An 18,650-nucleotide genomic window follows, 5' to 3' on the forward strand; every position below is an offset into this window, starting at 1 on the left:
AACTGACCTCAGGTATTCAAAGGATTTATTGGACAGATAAAAGGAGCAGTATTTTACCTGCTTTATGCCCCGGAGAAAAATGTTTTCTCGTTTTATCCGTTTTAAGCTTCAAGATAATATATATAAGATCTTTATATATGATCTTTTATTAGATCTATTATTAGGATCGGTCTGATCTGTGGATAAGCTAAAAATGATCAACAAGATCATGAATCTTCTTTGGATCATAAGTTGTGATCATGATTGGATCTAACCGAGGATTAGCTGGGATCAAAAAGGTGGGTTATGCACAGGGGGTAAAAGTGATCAAAGTTATTATTGGGATAACTAAAGGAAAATCACTGGATCTTAGCTTACTTATCCACAAATGGTTTGGTTGTTTTTTGACCGTTTGGTAGAGGGTTTATAAAGAAAGTTATTCACAATGTGGGTAACAGAGCCGCAGATGCGACTCTGTTACAAGAGCGGAAGGGGGAGATCAGAAACGATCGATGTGTTCTTTTAGCCACTCTTCTGCTGCGTCTTCTGGTACGGTGTGGTTGAGTACATCTATCTTCAAACAGTCTGTAATAGCTGTTGCGCCAATGTCTTCAAGTAAATCATAGGCATGCTGCCCGGCTGCGCAGAATGTATCGTAGCTCGAGTCTCCAATCGCAATAACCGCGAATCTTACATCCGTCATTTTTGGCGGTGTATTCTGCAGTGCGGCAATAAAAGGCTGAATATTATCAGGGTAGTCACCGGCACCGTGTGTAGATGTAATCACCAGCCAGGTGCCTTGATTATCAATCTCTGCAAGATCTGGCTGATTGTGGATTGTTGTTTCGAATCCGTTTTCGATAAGCAGATCACTCAGGTGATCGCCGACGTATTCCGCGCCGCCCAGGGTACTGCCTGTAATAATGTGGATCATTTGTCTTCCTTATAAAGCCAACCTGCGCTCATGCTTTTAGCGATTGAGCGGTAGTACAAAAAGAAACGCGGTGGTAAACCTGAGTCTAACACCGCGCGTTTTATTATTTGCCGATACAGAATGAAGAGAAGATACGTCCGAGGAGGTCGTCAGAGCTGAACTCTCCGGTAATCTCATTCAGGTGCTGCTGTGTGATACGCAGCTCTTCTGCGAGTATTTCGCCAGCCATATAGCCTTCGAGTTGCTCCTGGCCGATTTGCAGATGCGAAGCGGCACGCTCTAATGCATCCAAGTGACGGCGACGGGCCATGAAGCCTCCTTCTGTATTGCCGGAGAAGCCCATGCACTCTTTTAGGTGAGAACGTAGTGCGTCGACGCCAGCACCGGTTTTTGCCGACAGACGGATCAAGGTAGGGTTATTCACATGGCAGATCCCCATATCTTCACCGGTTTGATCCGCTTTGTTACGGATCACCGTCATGCCAATATTGTCCGGCAGGCGATCGACAAAGTCAGGCCAGATATCTTTGGGATCGGTGGCGTCGGTTGTGGTGCCGTCAACCATGAACAGGACGCGGTCTGCCTGGGCTATTTCATCCCACGCACGTTCGATACCAATTTTTTCCACTTCGTCGGAAGCATCTCGCAAGCCTGCAGTATCGATGATGTGTAATGGCATACCATCGATATGAATGTGTTCGCGCAGAACATCACGTGTGGTACCCGCGATATCGGTCACGATTGCAGACTCTTTACCGGAAAGTGCATTGAGCAGACTGGATTTACCGGCGTTAGGGCGGCCTGCAATCACCACCTTCATACCTTCACGCATAATTGCGCCCTGATTAGCTTCACGGCGTACTGCGTCAAGATTATCGATAATAGCCTGCAGATCTCCCGCGACTTTACCGTCGGCAAGAAAATCGATTTCTTCTTCCGGAAAGTCGATGGCGGCTTCAACATAAATGCGCAGGTGGATCAGCGATTCCAGCAGCGTCTGAATACGTTGGGAGAACTGGCCCTGCAGCGATTGCAGGGCAGATTTTGCCGCTTCTTCTGAGCTGGCATCAATCAGGTCTGCTATCGCTTCTGCCTGAGTCAGATCCATTTTGTCGTTGAGGAAAGCACGTTCTGAGAACTCACCCGGACGTGCAGCGCGTACTCCGTCAATACCCAAGATTCGCTTGATAAGCATATCCATGACGACCGGACCACCATGGCCTTGCAGTTCAAGCACATCTTCGCCGGTGAAGGAGTGCGGGTTTGGGAAGTACAGAGCAATGCCCTGGTCGAGTACAGTGCCATCTTTCGCTTGGAATGGCAGATATTCTGCGTAACGAGGTTTGAGCATTTTGCCTGTGACTTCCTGAGCCACCAGACTGGCCTTCGAGCCGGAAACACGAATAATGCCGACACCGCCACGACCAGGCGCGGTCGCCTGAGCGACAATCGTATCTGTAGTCATAATCTTGCCTTTTGAGCTGGGCTGTAGGGGGTATCCCCCTAGGGAGCCGAACCAATTAAATTAATTAGCTGAATTGTAATCAGCCAAAAACAAAAAGGCGACCTTTTGGCCGCCTTTCTCAATTATTTCCAGAAGGATTACTTATTCTTCAAGGTTACTTAGTGTGTAAGCCTTTTTTCTCCAGACCTTTGTAGATAAGAGTCTGTTGGATAAGTGTCACGATGTTCGACACCAACCAGTACAGAACTAAGCCTGACGGGAAGAACAGGAAGAAGAAGGTAAACATAACCGGCATAAAGGTCATGATCTTCTGCTGCATTGGATCCGTTACCGTCGTCGGGCTCATCTTCTGGATCATGAACATTGACGCACCCATCAGTAGTGGCAGGATGTAGTAAGGGTCCTGCGCTGAAAGGTCGTGAATCCAACCGAAGAACGGAGAGTGACGTAGCTCAACTGATTCCATCAGTGCCCAGTATAGCGCGATGAAAATTGGCATCTGCAGGATAAGAGGCAGACAGCCACCTAGTGGGTTCACTTTCTCTTTCTTGTACAGCTCCATCATTTCCTGGCTCATACGCTGACGGTCATCGCCGATACGTTCACGCATAGCTTGCAGCTTAGGCTGTAGCATGCGCATTTTCGCCATAGAAGTGTATTGTGCTTTTGTCAGTGGGTACATTGCGCCACGAACCACGAAGGTCAGCAGGATGATTGCTACACCCCAGTTAGACACAAAGCCGTGAATCATAGACAGTAGCCAGTGAAGAGGCTTCGCGATAAACCATAGCCAGCCGTAGTCCACAACAAGGTCCAGGTTAGGTGCTACTGCTTCCATTTGATCCTGAAGTTTCGGACCAACCCACAGCGTTGCTTCAAACTTCGCCTGGTCACCGTTTGCAATGGTTTTGTTCGGCATACGTACGCCGATATCGCCCAGGTTACCGATCACACGAGTGTAAAGGTTAGTGCCCGGCTCGTTGCGTGGAATCCAGGCTGCTGCGAAGTAGTGCTGGATCATTGCTGCCCAACCTTCGCCATTGGCTAGGTTGATAGACAGATTGCGATCCTGCATATCGTCAAAGCTGTACTTTTTGTAACGGGTATCTTCTGTTGAGTAAGCACCGCCGCGGTAAGTCGGCATGGTGATGCTGCCACCATCGTCCATCAGGTTCTGACGCAGGTGAGCGTACATACCAAATGTCGCATTGTTACCCGAGTTGTTAACTACATCGTACTCAACGTTAAGTGCGTAGCTGCCGCGCTTCAGGATGTAAGTTTTGGTGTATTCAAGACCATTTGCAGAGAATGTCATCGGAATGCGCAGTTCGTCCTGACCATCTGCTAGTGTAAAGCTATCAGCACTTACATTGTAGTGAGGGCGGTTCGTGCTGCTCAGGTCAATACCTTGCGGGCCAACAAGACCACTTTGAGCAATGAACTGGTGACCTTGCGCTTCTTTTAACAGAACAAACGGGTCTGCAGAATCAAGCTCGGCATTGTATTGATTTAAATCGGCATGTACCACATCGCCACCAACGGTGTCGATCGACAGAGTTAAAACATCAGTCGTTACTGTGATAGTTTTTGCAGATGCTTGCTGGTGACCAGGAGCTGGGTCGAGTTCATCAGCAAAAGATGGTGCAGGCAGACTGCTGTTTGATTGAGCCTGTTCAACCGCCTGAGGTGCTGGATTCTTTGCTACTTGCCATTGTTGAAACAGCAAGAAAGAAACCAGTGCCAGAGCGATGAGCAGGATATTACGTTGAGAATCCATCGTTAGTTATCTCTGTCTTGTTTTTGGACTGGTGGAACGGGGTCATACCCCCCTTCATTCAAAGGGTGGCATTTTAATAGACGTTTGCCTGATAACCAACATCCTTTTACAAAACCGTGAGCTCTCAAAGCTTCTAGTGCGTAAGTGGAGCATGTTGGTGTGAACCGGCAACGAGGACCAATCAATGGGCTGATAAACCAGCGATAAAGATAAATGAGCCCAATGGCTATCCACGTGAAGGGCGAGACAGGCGTTGCCATAGCTTATCAAACAATTTAAAAATTTCCTCATTGCTTAAATCTTGCGCGCTTTTCTTCGCAATCACAACAAAATCTTTATTAGGTAGCTGATGCTGTTTATTACGAAAACTCTCACGTGCCAGGCGCTTAAATCGGTTGCGACCGACGGCAGTTTTAATCTGCTTTTTCGGAACTGCGAGACCTAATCGTGGATGAGAAAGAGTGTTATTGCGAGCAATGATGGTGAAATGAGGCGAGCCAGCTCGATGAGCTTGCTGGAAGACGTTTTGATAATGCTCGGGAGTTAACAAACGTAACTCCCGATTAAACGCGTACGTGTTCAAAATAAACTAGCGATTATTTTGATAGGCGCGCACGGCCTTTTGCACGACGTGCGTTGATAACTTTACGACCGTTCTTAGTTGCCATGCGAGCACGGAAGCCGTGAGTACGCTTGCGCTTTAGAACTGTAGGTTGAAAAGTGCGTTTCATGATAATTACCTTTACTGATCAGTAGTTTTAGGTTCTTGTTAACCCGGCGTGGGCACGTGCTTTCTTTATATAAAGAAGCTCTTTACATAGAGAAGGCTACCGACGCCTCTCAACAAAGAGGCGGAATTGTAATCACACTCACATTATGTGTCAATGACTCAATGCGTATGAAATTCCGGCCGGGCGATTATACGGAGTGTGAGTAAAATCTCAAGGATCAATCGATCCTATTGCTAGATCGTTACTCTATTCCCACTTGGTTAAGGAATTTTTTCAAACGAGGATCCTGTGGGTTATCGAAGATATCCTGTGGAGAACCTTGTTCAACAATGTTGCCTTCCGCCATGAAGATCACTCTGTCGGCGACCTCTTTGGCGAACTGCATTTCGTGCGTGACCACCAGCATAGTCTGATGCTGGTTAGCTAACTTCTTCATTAATGACAGCACTTCACCGACCCATTCCGGATCAAGTGCCGAAGTTGGTTCATCGAACAACAGAAGTTCGGGCTGCAATGCCATGGCTCGGCCAATACCGACACGTTGCTGCTGACCACCAGACAGAGCGGCTGGGTAGCTGTCGCCTTTATCACCAAGGCCGATATCATCCAGAATCTGCTGAGCACGGGTAAGTGCTTCCTGTTTTTTCCAGCCACGGACGGTAACTAAACCTTCAGCTATGTTCTGGCGTGCAGTCATATGAGCAAACAGCGCATAGTTCTGGAATACGAAGCCGGTTCGGCGACGCAGAGCCAGGACTTCTGCTTTCGTATGCTGGTTTACATCCACAGATATATCATCAATGGTGATGCGGCCTTCATCTGCCTGCTCTAAAAAGTTCACAGTGCGCAGCAAGGTCGATTTACCGGTACCGCTGGAGCCGATGATAACGATGATCTCGCCCTGATTAATATCGAGATCGATACCCTTCAGCACTTCAGTATCGCCAAAGCGTTTATGAATATTTTCTAACCTGATCATCGTACGTACGCCTTATTCAGTTTTGCCTCCGCCCAGATTTGTACCCGGGTCAGAATCACCACCACACCCCAGTAAATCAGAGCGACGGCAAGGAAAGCTTCAAAGAAGCGGAAGCTGGATGAGGCTTCCATCTGAGCTTTGGCCATGATCTCTGCCACGCCAAGTGTAAAGGCAAGAGAGGTCGACTTAATCATATCAATGAAGTAGTTCATTAATGAGGGAAGGGCGACGCGGGTTGCCTGAGGCATGATGACCCGGCGCATCGCTTGTGTGGTTGTCATACCCACAGATAAGCTGGCTTCCATCTGACTGCGGTCAATACCAATGATAGCGGCACGGATACTTTCAGCCATATAAGCGGCAAAATGCAAAGTTAACCCGATCACTGCGGCAGAGAAGGCGTCGAGACCGACCATAAACGGAAAAATTTGCGGTAAACCGTAATAAAGCAGGAATAGCTGGACTAAAAGTGGGGTTCCGCGGAAAAAGCTGATGTACAACTGGCTCAGCTGATCGAGCACTGGTACTTTAAATACGCGGATGTTGGCTAAAATGATGGAAAGGATCAGTGAGAATACTAATCCCCATGTCGCCATTTCCATAGTTGTGCCAAGATATTTTAGCAATATCGGCAACAGTTCCAACATGTAATTAAAATCAAATCCCATATGGCTTACCTGAAGGCTAGAGAAAAGAAAAGGTGGAAAACAACGTTCCACCTTAACATGAGTTTATATCGACCCGGAATGAGTCACACACCGGGTCTAAAAGTACAAAGCGATTTACTTCGTGATGTCAGCACCGAACCATTTCACAGAAATCTTCTCAACTGTACCATCTGCACGCATCTCTGCCAGTGCTTTATTAACTTCTGCCTGAAGTTGACGGCCTTTTTCGTTGTCAACAAATGGCCATGCATTTTGGATTGTCTCAAACGGTTCGCCAGCCAGTTCCAGAGGCAGGCCTGTTTTCTTGATAAGCTCCAGAGCAGACAGACGATCCATTACGAAAGCATCTGAGCGACCCAGTGCCACATCATGTTCGATACCCGTATCGTATGTTTTGATGTTGATTTTGCCGTCTTTATCATACTGACGAAGCAGCTGTTCAAAGTTAGAACCTAAGTTTACCGCTACAGTTTTACCAGCAAGATCGTCAATGCCTTTGATGCTATCGTTGCCTTTGCGTACGGTAATTTGTGCACCATCTATTACGTATGGGTCTGCAAACAGATACTTTGCCTTACGTTCGTCAGTGATAGTGATTTGATTTGAGATCGTATCGATGCGGCCGGTTTCCAGCAGGCCGAACAAACCTGAAAAGTTTGCTGTGACGTATTCGATCTTGTAATCGTTGCGTTTACCAATCTCATCCCACATGTCCACTTCAAAGCCCTGAAGCTTATCTTGCTTAACAAAAGTGAACGGGAAGTAACGGCCCGACATGCCGACTTTTACTTCAGTTGCTGCTTGAACAGTCGCTGCTGATAGTGCAATAGCCGCCACTGCAACTTTAATCCAGTTTTTCATCATAAATCTCCACAGTTTTATGGATATATATACTACTGTCAGCTAACTCAATTCAGTAATAACCAAGTGCGATAATCTAGACCTTAGTGTAATAAGTTAGGCTTAGATCCGGTTAAAAAGGATGTTTTTTAAGTATTGAGAAAAAAGATCCAGGCATGGGGGTTGATCGGATAAACAGGTAATGGAAATAAAATAATACACAGAGTTATCACCAATTTGTTGATCTCGCTAATTTTGCCCAATTGTGGATCGTTTTGTGGGCATTTTTGGGGCAAGATGTGTTGATCTCATCAAGTTTGGCGAAATAATTGTGAATAACTTAGATCTTATTCACTGGATCGTCGATCAATTGCTGGCGATCTTGGTTATCAACAGGTAAAATCGCCAGTCTTTCCGAAAATTCAATTACTCAGTGGGGGCACCGTGTCATCTTCGCTTTGGCTGCAATGTTTGCAGCAGCTTCAAGAAGAGCTACCAGCAACAGAATTCAGCATGTGGGTTCGTCCGCTACAAGCGGAGCTCAATGACAATACTCTCACTCTATTCGCGCCAAACCGTTTTGTGTTGGACTGGGTACGTGATAAGTATCTGAACAGCATTACCCGTTTACTACAGCAGTATTGCGGTAACGACATACCTAACTTGCGATTTGAAGTGGGGAGCCGACCTGTTGCAGCTCCTAAGCCGGCACCGACACGCACACCTGCTGATGTTGCAGCAGAATCCTCAGCTCCTGCTCAGTTACAGGCACGTAAGCCTGTGCATAAAACCTGGGATGACGACGCACAAGCAATTGCGGAGATTAACCACCGCTCAAATATGAACCCTAAACATAAGTTCAATAACTTTGTTGAAGGTAAATCAAACCAGTTAGGTTTGGCTGCGGCGCGCCAGGTATCGGATAACCCGGGTGCGGCTTATAACCCGCTTTTCCTTTACGGTGGTACCGGCTTGGGTAAAACCCACTTATTGCACGCCGTGGGTAACGCGATTGTGGATAACAATCCAAACGCGAAAGTGGTGTACATGCACTCAGAACGTTTTGTGCAAGATATGGTTAAGGCACTGCAAAATAATGCGATTGAAGAGTTCAAACGTTATTACCGCAGTGTGGATGCGTTGCTTATCGATGACATTCAGTTCTTTGCTAATAAAGAGCGTTCTCAGGAAGAGTTCTTCCACACCTTTAATGCCTTATTAGAAGGTAACCAACAGATCATCCTGACCTCTGACCGTTATCCGAAAGAGATCAACGGCGTAGAAGATCGCCTCAAATCGCGTTTCGGCTGGGGTCTGACGGTTGCGATCGAGCCACCTGAGCTGGAAACCCGAGTAGCGATTCTGATGAAGAAGGCGGAAGATCACCAGATTCATCTTGCTGATGAAGTGGCCTTCTTTATTGCTAAGCGCCTGCGTTCCAACGTCCGTGAGCTGGAAGGTGCACTGAACCGCGTTATCGCCAATGCGAATTTTACCGGCCGTCCAATTACGATTGATTTCGTGCGTGAAGCACTGCGCGACTTGCTTGCGTTGCAGGAAAAGCTGGTCACTATCGATAATATTCAAAAGACGGTCGCCGAATATTACAAAATTAAAGTGGCGGATCTGCTCTCGAAACGCCGTTCACGCTCGGTTGCGCGTCCTCGTCAGCTTGCAATGGCACTGGCAAAAGAGCTGACTAACCACAGTTTGCCTGAAATTGGTGATGCCTTTGGTGGTCGTGACCATACAACGGTACTTCATGCATGTCGCAAGATAGAGCAGCTGCGTGAAGAGAGCCACGATATTAAAGAAGATTACTCTAACTTGATTCGCACCCTGTCTTCTTAATCGGTTAGAATAGCAGTCTTCTAAGCAAAACAATTATTGAGCTGACAGCGTAAAGAGCCAAGCATGAAATTTACTATTGAACGTAGTCATTTAATTAAACCGCTACAACAGGTTTCGGGTGCCTTAGGTGGCCGACCGACCCTACCTATTCTGGGTAACCTACTGATTAAAGTAGAAGAGAACGTGCTATCGATGACCGCGACCGATCTGGAAGTGGAACTGGTCAGTAAAGTGACTCTGGAAGGGGATTTTGAAGCGGGCAGCATTACTGTTCCTTCACGTAAGTTTCTCGATATCTGCCGCGGCTTGCCGGACGAATCGATCATTACCTTCGTTTTAGAAGGCGATCGCGTCCAAGTACGCTCTGGCCGAAGCCGTTTCTCACTGGCTACGCTACCTGCGAATGACTTCCCGAATATTGAAGACTGGCAGAGTGATGTCGAAGTATCACTGAGCCAGGCTGATCTACGTACGCTGATCGATAAAACGCAGTTCTCGATGGCCAACCAGGACGTACGTTACTACCTCAACGGTATGCTGTTTGAAATTGATGGAACCACATTGCGCAGTGTTGCTACAGATGGCCACCGTATGGCGGTATCACAAACCCAGTTGGGTACGGACTTTGCACAAAAGCAAATTATCGTGCCACGTAAAGGTGTCCAGGAGCTGGTCAAGCTGATGGATGCGCCTGAGCAACCGGTTGTTCTGCAAATTGGCAGCTCAAACGTACGTGCAGAAGTAAACAACTTTATCTTTACTTCTAAGCTGGTTGATGGTCGTTTCCCTGATTATCGCCGCGTATTACCGCAAAGTACCAACAAAACTCTGATTGCGGGTTGTGACGAGCTGCGTCAGGCATTTTCCCGCGCTGCTATCTTGTCGAATGAAAAATTTCGTGGTGTACGTGTTAATCTGGCGGACACAGAAATGCGCATTACCGCCAACAACCCGGAGCAGGAAGAAGCGGAAGAGATGCTCGACGTCAGTTTTGATGGTGAGCCGATCGAAATTGGTTTCAACGTCAGCTACGTACTGGATGTGCTAAATACGCTGCGTTGTGAAAATGTGCGAGTGTCGATGTCGGACGCGAATGCGAGTGCACTGATTGAGAATGCTGATGATGACAGTGCCATGTACGTGGTGATGCCAATCCGTCTGTAGCGAACAGAATGCCTCTTTCTCGCCTTATTATTCAGCAGTTTCGCAATATTAAAGCCTGTGATATTGATTTATCAGCAGGCTTTAACTTTCTTATCGGACCTAACGGCAGCGGCAAAACCAGTGTTCTGGAAGCTGTATATCTGCTTGGCCACGGCCGCTCATTTAAAAGCTCCCTGACGGGGCGGGTGATTCAGAATGAGTGTGATGAACTCTTTGTTCACGGGCGTTTTTTGAACTCGGATCAATTTGAGCTACCAATCGGCATTAATAAGCAGCGCGATGGCTCAACAGAGGTTAAAATAGGCGGTCAATCTGGACAAAAGCTGGCGCAGCTGGCACAAGTGTTGCCGCTGCAGTTGATCCATCCGGAAGGGTTTGATTTACTTACCGATGGTCCTAAACATCGTCGTGCATTTATCGACTGGGGAGTGTTTCATACCGAGCCCGCATTTTATGATGCGTGGGGGCGTTTTAAGCGTCTCAATAAACAGAGAAACGCATTGCTAAAAACCGCCACCAGCTATCGGGAGCTCAGTTACTGGGATCAGGAGATGGCGCGGTTGGCTGAAAACATCAGCCAGTGGCGCGCGTTGTACATTGAACAGATGAAAACCGTTGCGGAAAGCATCTGCCAGACATTTTTGCCAGAGTTTGAGATCCAGTTAAAGTATTATCGTGGTTGGGATAAAGACACGCCGTACCAGGAAATACTGGAAAAGAATTTCGAGCGTGATCAGGCTTTGGGGTATACCTTTAGTGGCCCGAATAAAGCGGATTTGCGCATTAAAGTGAACGGAACGCCCGTTGAGGATGTTCTTTCACGCGGTCAGTTGAAACTCATGGTGTGTGCATTGCGAGTCGCGCAGGGACAGCACCTGACTGAGATGACCGGTAAACAATGTATTTACCTAATTGACGACTTTGCGTCGGAATTAGACAGCCAACGTCGCAAGCGTCTTGCTGATTGCTTGAAAGAGACGGGCGCACAAGTATTTGTAAGCTCTATTACTGAAAACCAAATCGCCGACATGTTGGACGAGCATGGTAAATTGTTTCATGTGGAACATGGCAGGATAGAGTCAAACTAGAAGAGAGAAACTCATGTCTGAAAATTACGATTCATCGAGTATTAAGGTACTGAAGGGTCTGGATGCGGTACGTAAGCGTCCAGGAATGTACATCGGCGATACGGACGACGGCACCGGCCTTCACCACATGGTATTCGAGGTGGTGGATAACTCAATTGATGAAGCGTTGGCAGGTCACTGTAAAGACATCGTTGTGACAATTCATGAGGATAACTCGGTCTCCGTTAGCGATGATGGTCGTGGCATTCCAACAGAAATGCACCCGGAAGAAAAAGTATCAGCAGCTGAAGTTATCATGACGGTACTTCACGCTGGTGGTAAGTTCGATGATAACTCGTACAAAGTATCGGGTGGTCTGCACGGTGTGGGTGTTTCGGTAGTAAACGCACTGTCTGAAAAAGTTGAACTGACTATCCATCGTGGTGGCCATATCCATAGCCAGACTTACCATCACGGTGAGCCTCAGGCTCCTTTGGCGGTTGTGGGCGATACGGATAAAACCGGTACTACTATTCGTTTCTGGCCAAGTGCGGAAACTTTCACTAACACTGAGTTCCACTACGATATTCTAGCTAAACGTCTGCGTGAACTGTCGTTTCTGAACTCTGGTGTTTCTATCAAGTTGGTTGATGAGCGCGAAGAAGACAAGCATGACCACTTCATGTACGAAGGTGGTATTCAAGCATTCGTTAATCACCTCAACACCAACAAAACGCCAATCATAGAAAAAATCTTCCACTTCAACTTTGAGCGTGAAGATGGCATCGCTGTAGAAGTGGCAATGCAATGGAACGATGGTTTCCAGGAGAATATCTTCTGTTTTACCAATAACATTCCACAACGTGATGGTGGTACTCACCTGGCAGGCTTCCGTGCGGCGCTAACGCGTACACTGAACAGCTTTATGGATAAAGAAGGCTTTTCTAAGAAAGCGAAAACCGCAACTTCAGGCGACGATGCGCGTGAAGGCTTGACGGCTGTTGTTTCGGTGAAAGTGCCAGATCCAAAATTCTCAAGCCAAACTAAAGACAAACTGGTTTCATCTGAAGTGAAATCAGCGGTTGAGTCGGCAATGGGTGAGAAGCTGTCTGAGTTCTTGGTTGAGAACCCAGCTGAAGCGAAGATGGTTTGTTCGAAAATCATCGATGCTGCGCGTGCTCGTGAAGCGGCGCGTAAAGCTCGTGAAATGACTCGCCGTAAAGGTGCGCTAGACCTAGCAGGCCTACCAGGCAAACTTGCAGACTGTCAGGAAAAAGATCCGGCACTCTCTGAACTATACATAGTGGAGGGTGACTCTGCGGGTGGTAGTGCCAAGCAGGGACGTAACCGTAAGAATCAGGCAATCCTACCGTTGAAAGGTAAGATCCTTAACGTAGAAAAAGCACGTTTCGACAAGATGCTCTCTTCTCAGGAAGTAGCAACGCTTATCACGGCACTTGGCTGTGGTATCGGTCGTGACGAGTACAACCCAGACAAACTGCGTTACCATAACATCATTATCATGACCGATGCGGACGTCGATGGTTCGCACATCCGTACGCTACTGTTGACCTTCTTCTACCGTCAAATGCCAGAGCTGATTGAGCGTGGTTATGTGTACATTGCTCAGCCACCGCTATACAAAGTGAAAAAAGGCAAACAAGAGCAGTACATCAAAGATGAAGATGCCATGAATCAATACCAGGTTTCACTTGCGCTGGATAATGCAGCATTGCATGTTAACGCTGAAGCTCCGGCTCTGGCGGGTGAAGCACTGGAAAAACTGGTTCAGCAATACAACGCGGGTACTAAACTGGCGGATCGCATGAGCCGTCGTTACCCGAGTGCATTAATGCATGAGTTGGTTTACACACCGCGCCTGACTGCTGAAATGTGTCATGACTCAGCTGCAGTAGAAGCGTGGACTAAACAGTTGGTTGAGCAACTAAACGCGAAAGAAGTTGGTGCGAGCCAGTACAGCTTTGAAGTAGAGCAACACGCCGAGCTTGGTCTAAACCTGCCTAAGATCATCGTACGTACTCACGGTGTGACGCATGAACACGCACTAAGCATCGATTTCCTGAACTCTAAAGAGTACGGCAAGCTTGCAGACCTTTCTGAGGCGCTGAACGGCCTGATTGAAGAAGGTGCTTACATTAAGCGTGGTGAGCGCACTCAACCTGTATCTAGCTTTGCTAATGCACTGGAATGGCTGATTAAAGAATCACGCCGTGGTCTGAGTCTGCAGCGATACAAAGGTCTTGGTGAGATGAACCCGGATCAGCTTTGGGAAACCACTATGGATCCAGAGACTCGCCGTATGATGCAGGTAACGATTGAAGACGCAGTGGGTGCTGACCAGTTGTTCACCACACTGATGGGTGATCAGGTTGAGCCACGTCGTAACTTCATCGAAGAGAACGCACTTAAAGTAGCGAACCTGGACGTGTAGTCGATAGCGCTCGCCAACCATTGTTAATAAAAACGCCATCTCGTCAGAGGTGGCGTTTTTTTAGAAGGTAAATAAGGTCCTAGGTTTTAGGAACCTAGGACCCAGGGAAAAAACAGGTCCTCGCTCCTAGGTGTGGTACACGAGGCTTGGGTGTTCCTTTGTCGGTATTTGTTTTTGTACAGATTACGGAGTACAGAACATGGGATAATATTTTCCTGTAATCTTTAATCTGTAAGCGAAGCGTCCCGTATTCCCAAGCCTTTTCCCTAGGTTCTAGAACCTAGGCTCCTAGGACCTTTTTACTTTTTTACCTATTTTCCCTTGAAAGCTATTTTTAAGCCCTTATATCTAGTTATGAAGAGGATGACTGACTTGCTAGAAACTAGAAGTTCAGTGCTCCAGTAACGCTAAACGAGATCGCTCAATAAGAGGATACTCAGTATTAGCACAAAACTTGAACCTAGATTCGAACCCATGTTCCCGTACCTAAACAGTAGGTCAGAGGAATGGAATATCGAATCCCTTAGCTCAGCGATGATTTTGCATAATCTCGCTTTTAGATGGTTGTCATCTGGGCTTAGGACTATTGCTTGATTAAGAGGATAGATTTTATGCGCAATGTAGATTTCTCACCACTATACCGTAATGCTATTGGCTTCGACCGTCTGCTAAACCTTATGGAAGCTGGCTCTGCGAAGAACTCTTCCGGCGGTTACCCTCCATACAATATCGAACAGAAAGATGAGCATAACTTCCGTATTACTATGGCCGTTGCAGGTTTTGCTGAAGAGCAGCTTGATCTGACCCAAAACGAAAATATGCTGATTGTGAAGGGTGAACGTAAAGAGGAAGAGAATAAAAACTATGTTTATCAGGGGATTGCAGAACGCGATTTTGAGCGTAAGTTCCAGTTAGCGGACTACGTGAAAGTGACCGGAGCCTCAATGGAAAACGGCCTGCTACATATTGATTTGGTACGTGAAATTCCAGAAGCAATGCAGCCACGTAAAATTGCTATCGGCGGTGGCAACCTGCTAGAAAACAACTGATCAGCAAGTAGCTTCCTTATAGAGTGAGAAAGAGCGCCTTCCGCATTGGAAATGGCGCTCTTTTTAGTTTTAAACTATTTCCCTAGATAAAGTTATTTATCTTCTAGGTAAGCCTTTTCGACTTCTTCGGCGATAATTGCAATGCCTTGCTGCATCATCTCGTCATCCTGAACGTAGTTCATACGCAGACACTGGTGTGCATGATCCCATTCATCTTCCTGACCGATAAAGAAGTACTCACCCGGGACAATCAATACTCCTCGTCTTTTCAGACGTTGGTACAACTCCATTGTAGTGATTGGCAGTTCGTCGAACCACAGCCATAGGAAGATCGCCCCTTCAGGTTTATGAATACGAAAACGCGGGTCGGTTATGGCTTGCTGGAGTAGTTCAACGGCGCGTTGCGACTTTTGCTTGTAGTATGGCTTGATTACATCAGAACTCAGTCTGAGAAGATCGTCATTATCAATAATATGATTTGCCAGCGCAGGGCCGACACTACCCGGTGCCAGGCTTATAATTCCGTTCATATTAGTCAGAGCCTGGGTGATGGCTTCATTAGCAATGACAATGCCGCAACGCACGCCAGGTAAGCCAAGCTTAGAGAGGCTCATGCACAGAATCGTATTGTCATTCCAGAATGGTTCAACATCTTCGAAAATGATGTTCGGGAAGGGCAAGCCGTAGGCGTTATCTATGATAAGCGGGATGCCATTTTCACGTGCCAGTTTATCTAGCTTACGTACTTCTTTATCCGTTAATACATTACCTGTCGGATTGGTTGGGCGTGATGCGCAGATAGCCGCAACGGAGTCATCGACTTTTAGTTGTTCAAAGTCTACGTGGTACTTAAACAGGCCATTGTCGAGCAACTCGATTTCCGGATGATAAGAGACAAAAATGTCTTCATCAACGCCGGCATCACCATAGCCAATGTATTCTGGCGCGATTGGCAGTAATACCTTTTTATGAGAACCATCAGGTTGCTTGCCGGCTAGTAAGTTGAACAGGTAGAAGAAACCGCTTTGGCTGCCGTTGGTCAGGCTGATGTTCTTTTCGCTGATGTTCCAGCCATAGGTTTCGCGGAATAACTTTGCCAGCGATTTTACAAACGCATCTTTGCCCTGTGGTCCATCGTAGTTGGTCAGTGCAGCAATCAGTTCGCCACTGGCAAGCATTTCCTCACTGGCCTGGTGAAAATAATCAAGCATGGCAGGAATGGCGGCTGGGTTACCTCCGCCAAGCATGATGGCACCTGGCGTGCGCAGACCATCATTCAAATCATCCATTAACTGTGTGATACCTGAATACTGATTAAATTTATCGCCAAACTTAGAGTACTGCATGTTTACTTATACCTGATTCATTGTGATTGCTTTATGTGGCTGGGATGCTGATTGAGCTTCAGCTTATAGTGTAATACTTGACCATACCTTAATGTTATTAGGACGCAAAGTGTGAATTAACTCGAGGAAGAAAAAAGCGCCTGTTCAGACCAGATGAATGAATTGATAAGTGAAAGAAGATCAAAAAAGGGAAGCTGTTGCTTCCCTTTGGTTATTTTGTTATTGCTTAATCATCAGCAACTTAGTGGTTAGCTACTCATCTTTGCAGAAGGTTACTTTTGAAGCAAAGATATATCAGCGATCTGTAGGAACAGGTTACGCAGGTTATTTAGTAGCGTTAGACGGTTCTTTTTAAGTGCTTCATCGTCTGCCATTACCATTACGTTGTCGAAGAACGCGTCTACTGGCTCACGTAGGTCAGCCAGTTTGCTTAGCGCTTCTTGGTAGTTGCCTGTTGCAAACGCTGGCTCAAGTGCTTCCGTCATGACTTCTACGCTTTCTGCCAGTGCTTTCTCTGCATCTTCCTGCAGAAGTGACAGGTCGATCTCTTCAGCCAGTTCACCGTCGAATTTCGCCAGGATGTTACCAACACGCTTATTCGCAGCCGCTAGTGATTCTGCCGCTTCTAGTTCACGGAAGTGAGATACTGCTTTCACTCGTTGGTCGAAGTCTGCAGGTTTGGTTGGATGACGAGCCAATACTGCTTGGATAATGTCGACACTAAAGCCTTCATCTTGGTACCAGGCACGGAAACGACCCAGCATGAACTCAATCACGTCTTGCTCTACATTGTCGTTACTTAGCTTGTTGCCAAATAGCATTTTCGCTTCGCGAACCAAATCGACCAGATCAACCTTGTAGCCGTATTCAACGATAATACGCAGTACACCAAGAGAGGCACGACGCAGGGCAAATGGATCGCTGCCTTTCGGTGCTTGACCGATACCAAAAATACCAACGATAGTATCAAGCTTGTCCGCCATGGCTACCGCACTTGAAACGCCGTCAGTTGGCAAGTCGTCACCAGCAAAACGCGGCATGTACTGCTCGTTTAGTGCAACTGCTACAGCTTCGTCTTCACCATCGTGACGAGCGTAGTGCATGCCCATCACACCTTGGGTATCGGTAAATTCGAATACCATCGAGGTCATTAGATCACACTTAGCAAGTAGGCCCGCGCGAGTAGATTTTTCTACGTCCGCACCGATCTGTTTTGCGATGTAACCGGCTAGCGCTGCAATACGGTCGGTTTTGTCTTTGATCGTACCAAGCTGCTTCTGGAAGATGGCGTTTTCCAGTTCAGGAAGACGGTCGATTAGAGGACGCTTACGGTCGGTATTGAAGAAGAACTCTGCATCAGCAAGACGAGGGCGTACTACCTTCTCGTTACCTTCGATAACGTAGCGAGGCTCTTTCGACTCAATGTTTGATACGAAGATGAAGTTTGGCAATAGCTTCTTATCTGCTGAATAAACCGGGAAGTATTTCTGGTCACCTTTCATTGTGTAAACCAGAGCTTCAGCCGGTACTTTGAGGAACTCTTCTTCAAACTTAGCAGTCAGTACTACTGGCCATTCAACTAGAGAGGTCACTTCTTCTACCAGGTCGTCTTCCAGATCAGCGATACCACCTACTGCTTCTGCCGCTTTTTGTGCGTCAGCGAGGATGATGGCTTTACGCGCTTCGTAATCTGCCATCACTTTACCGCGCTCTTCTAGAATCGCAGGGTATTGCTCCGCAGAATCGATAGTGAACTCTTGTTCACCCATGAAGCGGTGACCACGGATAGTACGATCTGATGCGACGCCAAGGATTTCGCCTTGGATAAGATCGCTACCCATTAGCATGGTCAGTGTTTTTACCGGACGAATAAATTGCGTGGTCTTGTCACCCCAGCGCATCGGTTTTGCAATAGGTAGATTTGCTAGTGCTTTTGCTGCTAGCTCAACTACGATCTCAGTTGCAGGCTGACCTTTCACTTCTTGTTTGAACAGTAGCCATTCGCCTTTATCTGTCACCATGCGATCAGCTTGGTCAACAGTGATGCCACAACCGCGTGCCCAGCCTTGTGCTGCTTTAGTTGGGTTGCCATCTGCGTCGAATGCTGCTGAAACCGCAGGGCCACGTTTTTCAACGATTTTGTCAGATTGGCTTTCAGCCAGTGCTGCGACTTTCAATGCCAGACGGCGAGGTGCTGCGAACCATTTCACGCCTTCGTGAGCCAGTTCAGCGCCTTTTAGTTCTGCTTCAAAGTTTGCTGCAAATGCTTCAGCCAGAGTACGAAGTTGCGTTGGTGGTAGCTCTTCTGTACCTAGCTCGATTAAAAATTCTTTTGCCATGTTACTCTA

Annotated in this window: 16 protein-coding genes; 5 read left to right on the plus strand and 11 right to left on the minus strand. The window is 47.1% G+C overall.

The window, feature by feature from the left end; all coding sequences use genetic code 11:
- Positions 1–478: 478 nt before the first annotated feature.
- The 9 genes from mioC to KHN79_RS00045 all read right to left on the minus strand — a co-directional run bounded on the left by mioC (position 479) and on the right by KHN79_RS00045 (position 7,394).
- Complete coding sequence (mioC, locus tag KHN79_RS00005) at positions 479–913, minus strand: FMN-binding protein MioC (RefSeq protein WP_182011282.1); 435 nt, start codon at positions 911–913, stop codon at positions 479–481.
- 103 nt (positions 914–1,016) lie between these two features.
- Entirely contained in the window at positions 1,017–2,378 is a 1,362-nt protein-coding gene (gene mnmE / locus KHN79_RS00010; RefSeq protein WP_182011281.1) for a tRNA uridine-5-carboxymethylaminomethyl(34) synthesis GTPase MnmE, read from the minus strand.
- 154 nt (positions 2,379–2,532) lie between these two features.
- Complete coding sequence (gene yidC / locus KHN79_RS00015) at positions 2,533–4,155, minus strand: membrane protein insertase YidC (protein WP_182011280.1); 1,623 nt, start codon at positions 4,153–4,155, stop codon at positions 2,533–2,535.
- Positions 4,156–4,157: 2 nt separating this feature from the next.
- Positions 4,158–4,415 (minus strand): membrane protein insertion efficiency factor YidD, encoded by a 258-nt coding sequence (gene yidD, locus KHN79_RS00020; RefSeq protein ID WP_182011279.1) that lies wholly within the window; start codon positions 4,413–4,415, stop codon positions 4,158–4,160.
- Positions 4,382–4,705 carry a ribonuclease P protein component gene (rnpA, locus tag KHN79_RS00025; RefSeq protein ID WP_244812576.1) on the minus strand — a complete coding sequence of 108 codons (324 nt, stop codon included), beginning with the start codon at positions 4,703–4,705 and terminating at the stop codon, positions 4,382–4,384. Before rnpA ends, yidD begins: the two co-directional genes overlap by 34 nt.
- 46 nt (positions 4,706–4,751) lie before the next feature.
- Complete coding sequence (rpmH, locus tag KHN79_RS00030; protein ID WP_005378825.1) at positions 4,752–4,886, minus strand: 50S ribosomal protein L34; 135 nt, start codon at positions 4,884–4,886, stop codon at positions 4,752–4,754.
- Between the two features lie 241 nt (positions 4,887–5,127).
- Positions 5,128–5,865, minus strand: a complete 738-nt coding sequence (locus KHN79_RS00035) for an amino acid ABC transporter ATP-binding protein (protein WP_182011277.1) — start codon at positions 5,863–5,865, stop codon at positions 5,128–5,130.
- Positions 5,862–6,533 (minus strand): amino acid ABC transporter permease, encoded by a 672-nt coding sequence (locus tag KHN79_RS00040; RefSeq protein ID WP_182011276.1) that lies wholly within the window; start codon positions 6,531–6,533, stop codon positions 5,862–5,864. Before KHN79_RS00040 ends, KHN79_RS00035 begins: the two co-directional genes overlap by 4 nt.
- 114 nt (positions 6,534–6,647) lie before the next feature.
- Positions 6,648–7,394: an amino acid ABC transporter substrate-binding protein gene (locus KHN79_RS00045; protein WP_182011275.1), complete on the minus strand. Its 747-nt coding sequence runs from the start codon at positions 7,392–7,394 to the stop codon at positions 6,648–6,650.
- 423 nt (positions 7,395–7,817) lie between these two features.
- Between KHN79_RS00045 and dnaA the strand changes: the two genes are divergently transcribed.
- The 5 genes from dnaA to KHN79_RS00070 all read left to right on the plus strand — a co-directional run bounded on the left by dnaA (position 7,818) and on the right by KHN79_RS00070 (position 14,956).
- Positions 7,818–9,224 carry a chromosomal replication initiator protein DnaA gene (gene dnaA, locus KHN79_RS00050; RefSeq protein ID WP_182011274.1) on the plus strand — a complete coding sequence of 469 codons (1,407 nt, stop codon included), beginning with the start codon at positions 7,818–7,820 and terminating at the stop codon, positions 9,222–9,224.
- Positions 9,225–9,287: 63 nt separating this feature from the next.
- Positions 9,288–10,388 carry a DNA polymerase III subunit beta gene (gene dnaN, locus KHN79_RS00055; RefSeq protein WP_182011273.1) on the plus strand — a complete coding sequence of 367 codons (1,101 nt, stop codon included), beginning with the start codon at positions 9,288–9,290 and terminating at the stop codon, positions 10,386–10,388.
- Between the two features lie 8 nt (positions 10,389–10,396).
- Positions 10,397–11,476 carry a DNA replication/repair protein RecF gene (gene recF / locus KHN79_RS00060; protein WP_182011272.1) on the plus strand — a complete coding sequence of 360 codons (1,080 nt, stop codon included), beginning with the start codon at positions 10,397–10,399 and terminating at the stop codon, positions 11,474–11,476.
- 13 nt (positions 11,477–11,489) lie between these two features.
- On the plus strand, positions 11,490–13,907 hold the full coding sequence (gene gyrB, locus KHN79_RS00065) for a DNA topoisomerase (ATP-hydrolyzing) subunit B (RefSeq protein WP_182011271.1): 2,418 nt from the start codon (positions 11,490–11,492) through the stop codon (positions 13,905–13,907).
- A gap of 611 nt (positions 13,908–14,518) precedes the next feature.
- Positions 14,519–14,956, plus strand: coding sequence for an Hsp20 family protein (locus KHN79_RS00070; RefSeq protein WP_182011270.1), 438 nt, complete (start codon positions 14,519–14,521; stop codon positions 14,954–14,956).
- Positions 14,957–15,048: 92 nt separating this feature from the next.
- Here the strand turns inward: KHN79_RS00070 and KHN79_RS00075 are convergent, their stop codons facing one another.
- Both KHN79_RS00075 and glyS read right to left on the minus strand, forming a co-directional pair.
- Positions 15,049–16,302, minus strand: coding sequence for a valine--pyruvate transaminase (locus KHN79_RS00075; protein ID WP_182011269.1), 1,254 nt, complete (start codon positions 16,300–16,302; stop codon positions 15,049–15,051).
- Between the two features lie 272 nt (positions 16,303–16,574).
- The gene (gene glyS / locus KHN79_RS00080; RefSeq protein ID WP_182011268.1) at positions 16,575–18,641 is read right to left on the minus strand and encodes a glycine--tRNA ligase subunit beta; all 2,067 of its coding nucleotides are present in this window, start codon (positions 18,639–18,641) and stop codon (positions 16,575–16,577) included.
- Between the last annotated feature and the right edge of the window lie 9 nt (positions 18,642–18,650).

This window comes from Vibrio sp. B1FLJ16 (genome assembly GCF_905175385.1).
Taxonomy (GTDB): domain Bacteria; phylum Pseudomonadota; class Gammaproteobacteria; order Enterobacterales; family Vibrionaceae; genus Vibrio.

Coding starts and splice junctions, on each gene's coding strand:
- KHN79_RS00040 (WP_182011276.1), bottom strand. CDS start 6,533: ATGGGATTTGATTTTAATTACATGTTGGAACTGTTGCCGATATTGCTA.
- KHN79_RS00035 (WP_182011277.1), bottom strand. CDS start 5,865: ATGATCAGGTTAGAAAATATTCATAAACGCTTTGGCGATACTGAAGTG.
- rpmH (WP_005378825.1), bottom strand. CDS start 4,886: ATGAAACGCACTTTTCAACCTACAGTTCTAAAGCGCAAGCGTACTCAC.
- mnmE (WP_182011281.1), bottom strand. CDS start 2,378: ATGACTACAGATACGATTGTCGCTCAGGCGACCGCGCCTGGTCGTGGC.
- yidD (WP_182011279.1), bottom strand. CDS start 4,415: ATGGCAACGCCTGTCTCGCCCTTCACGTGGATAGCCATTGGGCTCATT.
- gyrB (WP_182011271.1), top strand. CDS start 11,490: ATGTCTGAAAATTACGATTCATCGAGTATTAAGGTACTGAAGGGTCTG.
- KHN79_RS00045 (WP_182011275.1), bottom strand. CDS start 7,394: ATGAAAAACTGGATTAAAGTTGCAGTGGCGGCTATTGCACTATCAGCA.
- yidC (WP_182011280.1), bottom strand. CDS start 4,155: ATGGATTCTCAACGTAATATCCTGCTCATCGCTCTGGCACTGGTTTCT.
- recF (WP_182011272.1), top strand. CDS start 10,397: ATGCCTCTTTCTCGCCTTATTATTCAGCAGTTTCGCAATATTAAAGCC.
- dnaN (WP_182011273.1), top strand. CDS start 9,288: ATGAAATTTACTATTGAACGTAGTCATTTAATTAAACCGCTACAACAG.
- glyS (WP_182011268.1), bottom strand. CDS start 18,641: ATGGCAAAAGAATTTTTAATCGAGCTAGGTACAGAAGAGCTACCACCA.
- KHN79_RS00075 (WP_182011269.1), bottom strand. CDS start 16,302: ATGCAGTACTCTAAGTTTGGCGATAAATTTAATCAGTATTCAGGTATC.
- KHN79_RS00070 (WP_182011270.1), top strand. CDS start 14,519: ATGCGCAATGTAGATTTCTCACCACTATACCGTAATGCTATTGGCTTC.
- mioC (WP_182011282.1), bottom strand. CDS start 913: ATGATCCACATTATTACAGGCAGTACCCTGGGCGGCGCGGAATACGTC.